We start from the raw sequence: 5,049 nt of genomic DNA, 5'->3' as shown, positions 1-5,049 counted from the left end.
ACGCCGGACGGCCGGGAGGCCTGGGTGAGCGTGCGCGGCGAGGACTACATCGCCGTACTCGATGCCGCGACCGCCAAGGAGACGCGCCGGATCACCGTGCCGAACGGGCCCGGCATGACGATCTTCTCGCCGGACGGCGCCTACGGCTATGTCTGCTCCAGCTTCAGCCCCGAGACGGTGGTGATCGACACGAAGACCCACACCATCGTCGGGCGCGTGAAGCAGGAGAGCCCGTTCTGCCCCGACATCGCCGCGACACCGGACGGCAAGCAGGTGTGGTTGACCCTCAAGGATGTCGGCCGGACCCAGGTGTTCTCTGCGACGCCGCCCTTCGCGCCGCTGAAGACCATCGAGACCGGGCCGATCACCAACCACGTCAACATCGTCTCGACCAAGGCCGGCCAGTTCGCCTACGTGACGATCGGCGGCCTGAACCAGGTCAAGGTGTTCCGCACCGACGACTTCACCCAGGTCGCCACCATCCCGACCGGCGCCCTGCCGCACGGGCTCTGGCCCTCGGGCGACGGCAGCCGCGTCTATGTCGGCCTAGAGAACGCCGACAAGGCGGCGGTGATCGACACCGCATCGAACACCGTGATCGCCGAGGTTCCGATCGGCCAGGGGCCGCAGGGCGTGGCCTACGTCCCGAACGCCGTGCCGGAGGGGGACGGAAAGCAGAACCTCCAGCCGCTGGGCGCAGCCGGCAAGACCAGCGCGCTGACGCTCGCAGGCACCGATGGCAAGCCGGCGACGCAGGTGACCCTGTTCGACCAGGGCGTGCTGCAGACCCTGCAGGCCGCGGTCACGGGACTGGCGCCGAAGACGCCGTTCGTCCTGGCGCTCGCCGCCGATCCGAAGGGGGCCGCCGGCCTGGAGCCGCTCGCCGCCTTCATGACCAACCCGGCCGGCGCGGCCATCGTCAACGCCATCGGCCCGATCCGCCAGATCACCCGCACGGATGCCGGCGCGAGCCGGCGCTACCTCGTGGTGGTCTCGGGCAAGCCCGGTGAACTCGGCGGCGTCGTCCAGATGCAGACTGTGGATTGAACGGGCGGCCTCACGAGCGCGGGAAGCGGGAATCCGAGAGCATGCGTTCGCAGCGCGCGTCCGACTGCAACGTCTGCTTTCGAGGCCGCCGTTAGATTGCTCCTATGACCTAGTTGGGTCGGATACGGCACGTCCGCTCCAGCGCGAAAAGCCAAGGTCCGCTCCCCCTTCATCCCGGACGTTTGTGGCGGTACACAGCGTCAGATTTTCAACACTAGCGCTGCAAAGCGGGATGACGCTGGTCAACCTGTTACGCCCTCTTCGCCTGATAAAAGTTGAGTTTTGGAAGTACGGACCGCGCTTGGACTGCGAGGGCTCCTGTGTCAGGTCCCCGCCATCACGTCGCGACACCTGAGCCCGGGTGTCGTCGGATACGATAAGGGGCCCCGAAGGGCCCCTGCAGATCACATGCGATGGTGGCGATGGCCATGCCCGTGGCGCATCATGTGGCCACGGTGGTGATGATGGTGCCGCAGCATGTGCCCACGATGATGGTGATGGCGCATGCCATGGCCGCGATGACCGTGCATACCGTCCATCCGGACCTCAGTCACGGCGGTCGGGGCATCGACGGCGCCGATCATGCCGGGGGCGGCCGAGGCGGGGGCGACCGCAGCCGCACCCAGGGTTGCCAGGATGGCGGCGGCGAAAAGGGACTTTCTCATGGGCTTCCTCACGTCGTTGTCGGCAATGCGTCGAAAACGACGGCACCCGAGCCTTGGGAACGGCTCCGCTTCCAAGACCGTTCCGCGGGGTACGTTCTCCTCCCGCTCGCGTGCCTAACGGTACATTCGAATTCCACTGCGCTGGCCGGCCCGACCTTCGACTCAGCTGGCAATATCACCGAACGGCCTTCACCCAGCCCTGACCGGCCAACGATGATGCAGGTCGTCGATGACGAAGGCGTGGGCGTGATGGTGGCCTCCATGCAGGTGCGGGTGCCGGACGTCGAGGTCCGCGTGGGCATGCTCGATCACGTCGGGATCGTCCACCGGCCATAGTCGGGCAGCCGCGGCGACGCCTACAAGCGTCACGCCCCCGAGGATCGCCAGCGTGGCGGGCATCCCCATGGACGGGCCGAGCCAGCCGGCCAACGGATAGGTGAGCAACCACGCGGCATGGGACAGGGCGAATTGGGCGGCGAAGACGGCCGGCCGGTTCTCCGGGGTCGCCGAGCGGCGCAGGAGTCTGCCGGTGGGGGTCTGCACGGCGGAGTAGGCGACGCCGAGCACCAACCAGGTCCCGAGGAAAAGCGGCCAGCCGATGGTCCCACCCCAGGTCATGGCGGCGACACCCAGGAGAACCGCGCCGAGCAGGGCTGCCGCCGGGATCATCACGGCCCGGTCGGAGAGCCGGTCGAGGAGGCGGGGCAGCGTCAGGGCGGCGATCATGGAGCCGCCCCCGAACAGCCCGAGGGCGAGGGCCACGTCGGTCTGGGGGCGTCCTAGAAGGCCCTGCACGATCACCACGGTGTTGACGATGACCATGGCGCCGGCCGCGGCGACCGCAAGGTTCAGGGCGAGCAACCCGCGCAGGCGCGGCGTCGCGAGGTAGATCCGAAGGCCGCGCGTCGTCCGGTCGTAGACGCCGCCATGCGGGTCGGACCGGGTGGCGGTCGGCAAGGTCACGGACACCACCAGAGCCGCCGAGCACAGGAAGCCGACGACCGTGCCGCCGAACAGCGCGTTGTAGGGCACCACGGTCAGGAGAAGGGCCGCCAAGGTCGGGCTGAGCAGGTTCTCCAGGTCGTAGGCGAGGCGCGAGAGCGAGAGGGCCCGGGTGTAGTTCCGTTCGTCCGGCAGGATGTCCGGGATGGTGGCCTGGAAGGTCGGGGTGAACGCCGCCGAAGCCGATTGCAGGACGAAGATCAGGGCGTAGACCTGCCAGACCTGATCGACGAAGGGCAGCGTCAGGGCGATGGCGGCGCGGACAAGGTCCGTGCCCGCCAGGAAGGCGCGTCGTGGCAACCGGCTCGTGAAAGCCTGGGCCACCGGGGCGACGAGGACATAGGCGATCATCTTGATGGCCAGCGCCGTGCCCAGCACCATGCCGGCGCGGTCACCGGCGATCCGGAATGCCAGTAGCCCGAGGGCGACCGTGAGCAGGCCCGTGCCGAGCAGGGCGATGACCTGGGCCGCGAACAGATGGCGATAGGTGCGATGGGTGAGGACGCTCAGCATCGGGTCCTCAAAGGTACTTCGCCAGCGCCTTGAACTCGGCCAATGCCTCGGTCGCCCCCTTCGCGCCGTTCTCCATCCCGTGCCCGAGGCAGTGCTCCATGTGGTCCTGGATCAGGATGCGCTTGGCGTTGGTGATCGCGCTCTCGACCGCATGGAGTTGCTGGGCGAGGTCCACGCAGGGTCGTCCCTCCTCGATCATGGAAATGACGCCGGCGAGGTGACCGTGGGCTCGCTTGAGGCGCTTGACGATATCCGGATGCGAGGCGTGTTCCATCCGACGATCCTGTCCCCCTGGAGGGGATATTCCAAACGTCCGGGCACGTCTGCCGGGGCCTTCATCGCATCGTGGCGAGCCAGCCGAACAGCACCAGGACCCCGGCGATCAGGATCGTGGCCATCAGGAACGCACGTCCGGCGGCCTTGCGGATATGCGGCCTCACCTTGCGCCGTCGTCCGCCTCCGCCTCCCCAGGTCTCCATCCGGCGACCAAGCTTCTTGCCCGTCACGGCACCGGAAACCGATTCCGACGGACACGGCGATGAACGGTGGACCGTTCCTCCCCTTGCATCGTCGGCATGCTCATTGGACGCCTGCGCCGATCAGGTCCGCCACATGGGCGTCGGCGGAATGGCCGGTGGCGGCGCGGTGGCTTTCCGAGCAGGCCGCATAGCCCGGGCCGGAGGCCGACATCACCAATTCCCGGGTACCGTCCGGCATCGCGCGCGTCGCCAGGACAGTTCGGCCCAAGGGCCATTCGAGTGACCCGGTGACGGGCCCCGGCCGCGGCTCGCCGTAGCGGCGAACCCCCTCGCGCCGGACGGCGTCGCGGGCGGTGGCGTGGGCCGCGTCGTCGAGCGGTCGCCCGACCCAGACGACCTGCTGGAGACCCTCATTCCGGCAGATTACCAGCACCACCTCGGCCGTATCGGGACCGGAGGCGAGGGGTCGGTCGTGCAAGTAGTACAGCCCGGTCAGGTTGGCCTCGCGGTCGACCATCGAGGGCTTGTCGATCCGGTCGACAGGACCCCACGCCAATCCGAATGGCCCCTCTCCGACGGATGGGTCAGCCATGGCCGCTCCGCTCCACGCCAGCAACGCCATCGCAAGCGGTGAACGGACGCGACGTCGCTTCATGTCGCCTGCCCGCCCATCAACGCCGACCCTTCGGACTGGTCGGGCCTTCATGAGGCGAGGGAACGCCCTGTCCCTCCTCGCAGTGGACGGCTTCGTCCTCCAGCGGATTACGCGGCTTGGACGTGGTCGCCGGCGTGATCGGCATGCGCCTGACCTGGAGAGGTTGGTGGTCGTGCACCATGCATCCGCTACGAGCCGCGTCGGGAGTTCCGACGAGGGAGATGGCGGAGGCCAGGACGAGGGTGGCGACGTTCATGTCACGTCTCCGGAAGATGCGAGGGGGCTCATTCGGCGGGAACCGCGACCGCGTGACCGGTTGCGTCCGACTTGGCGGATTTCGCAGGGAGGACGTCCCCGGCGAAGCGGGCGTAGAGCGCCGGCAGGATGACCAGCGTCAGCAGGGTTGCCGAGATGAGGCCGCCGATCACCACGGTTGCCAGGGGCCGTTGGATCTCGGCCCCGGTCTCGGTGGCCAGCGCCATCGGCACGAAGCCGAGCGACGCCACGAGCGCGGTCATCGCCACCGGCCGGAGCCGGGTCATCGCCCCTTCGAGGATGGCCTCGCGGCGGGGTTTCCCTTCGGCGATCAGCTGCTTGATGTAGGTCAGCATCACGAGGCCGTTGAGGACCGCCACTCCCGACAAGGCGATGAACCCAACTGCCGCCGGAACCGAGAACGGCATCCCCC

Annotated in this window: 7 protein-coding genes; 1 reads left to right on the top strand and 6 read right to left on the bottom strand. The window is 68.4% G+C overall.

Annotated features, from left to right (window positions below; all coding sequences use genetic code 11):
• Nucleotides 1-1,047: YncE family protein (locus MFF30_RS21865; protein ID WP_238282121.1), on the top strand; the 1,047-nt coding region annotated here is incomplete at its 5' end.
• 404 nt (nucleotides 1,048-1,451) lie between these two features.
• On the opposite strand, the gene MFF30_RS21860 is transcribed toward MFF30_RS21865, so the two are convergent.
• The 6 genes from MFF30_RS21860 to MFF30_RS21835 all read right to left on the bottom strand — a co-directional run.
• The gene (locus MFF30_RS21860) at nucleotides 1,452-1,712 is read right to left on the bottom strand and encodes a hypothetical protein (RefSeq protein WP_056096991.1); all 261 of its coding nucleotides are present in this window, start codon (nucleotides 1,710-1,712) and stop codon (nucleotides 1,452-1,454) included.
• 189 nt (nucleotides 1,713-1,901) lie between these two features.
• Nucleotides 1,902-3,227 (bottom strand): MFS transporter, encoded by a 1,326-nt coding sequence (locus tag MFF30_RS21855; protein ID WP_056096988.1) that lies wholly within the window; start codon nucleotides 3,225-3,227, stop codon nucleotides 1,902-1,904.
• A gap of 7 nt (nucleotides 3,228-3,234) precedes the next feature.
• Nucleotides 3,235-3,501, bottom strand: a complete 267-nt coding sequence (locus MFF30_RS21850) for a metal-sensing transcriptional repressor (protein WP_056096985.1) — start codon at nucleotides 3,499-3,501, stop codon at nucleotides 3,235-3,237.
• A gap of 305 nt (nucleotides 3,502-3,806) precedes the next feature.
• The gene (locus MFF30_RS21845) at nucleotides 3,807-4,298 is read right to left on the bottom strand and encodes a threonyl-trna synthetase (RefSeq protein ID WP_238282120.1); all 492 of its coding nucleotides are present in this window, start codon (nucleotides 4,296-4,298) and stop codon (nucleotides 3,807-3,809) included.
• A 79-nt stretch (nucleotides 4,299-4,377) separates the two neighbouring features.
• Nucleotides 4,378-4,617, bottom strand: a complete 240-nt coding sequence (locus MFF30_RS21840; RefSeq protein ID WP_238282119.1) for a hypothetical protein — start codon at nucleotides 4,615-4,617, stop codon at nucleotides 4,378-4,380.
• Between the two features lie 28 nt (nucleotides 4,618-4,645).
• A partial coding sequence (locus MFF30_RS21835; RefSeq protein ID WP_238282118.1) for an efflux RND transporter permease subunit occupies nucleotides 4,646-5,049 on the bottom strand: 404 nt, incomplete at its 5' end.

It is taken from the genome of Methylobacterium goesingense, from assembly GCF_022179225.1.
Lineage (GTDB): Bacteria > Pseudomonadota > Alphaproteobacteria > Rhizobiales > Beijerinckiaceae > Methylobacterium > Methylobacterium goesingense.
This window is presented reverse-complemented; position numbering and strand designations above follow the sequence as displayed.

Coding starts and splice junctions, on each gene's coding strand:
- MFF30_RS21860 (WP_056096991.1), bottom strand. CDS start 1,712: ATGAGAAAGTCCCTTTTCGCCGCCGCCATCCTGGCAACCCTGGGTGCG.
- MFF30_RS21840 (WP_238282119.1), bottom strand. CDS start 4,617: ATGAACGTCGCCACCCTCGTCCTGGCCTCCGCCATCTCCCTCGTCGGA.
- MFF30_RS21855 (WP_056096988.1), bottom strand. CDS start 3,227: ATGCTGAGCGTCCTCACCCATCGCACCTATCGCCATCTGTTCGCGGCC.
- MFF30_RS21850 (WP_056096985.1), bottom strand. CDS start 3,501: ATGGAACACGCCTCGCATCCGGATATCGTCAAGCGCCTCAAGCGAGCC.
- MFF30_RS21845 (WP_238282120.1), bottom strand. CDS start 4,298: ATGGCTGACCCATCCGTCGGAGAGGGGCCATTCGGATTGGCGTGGGGT.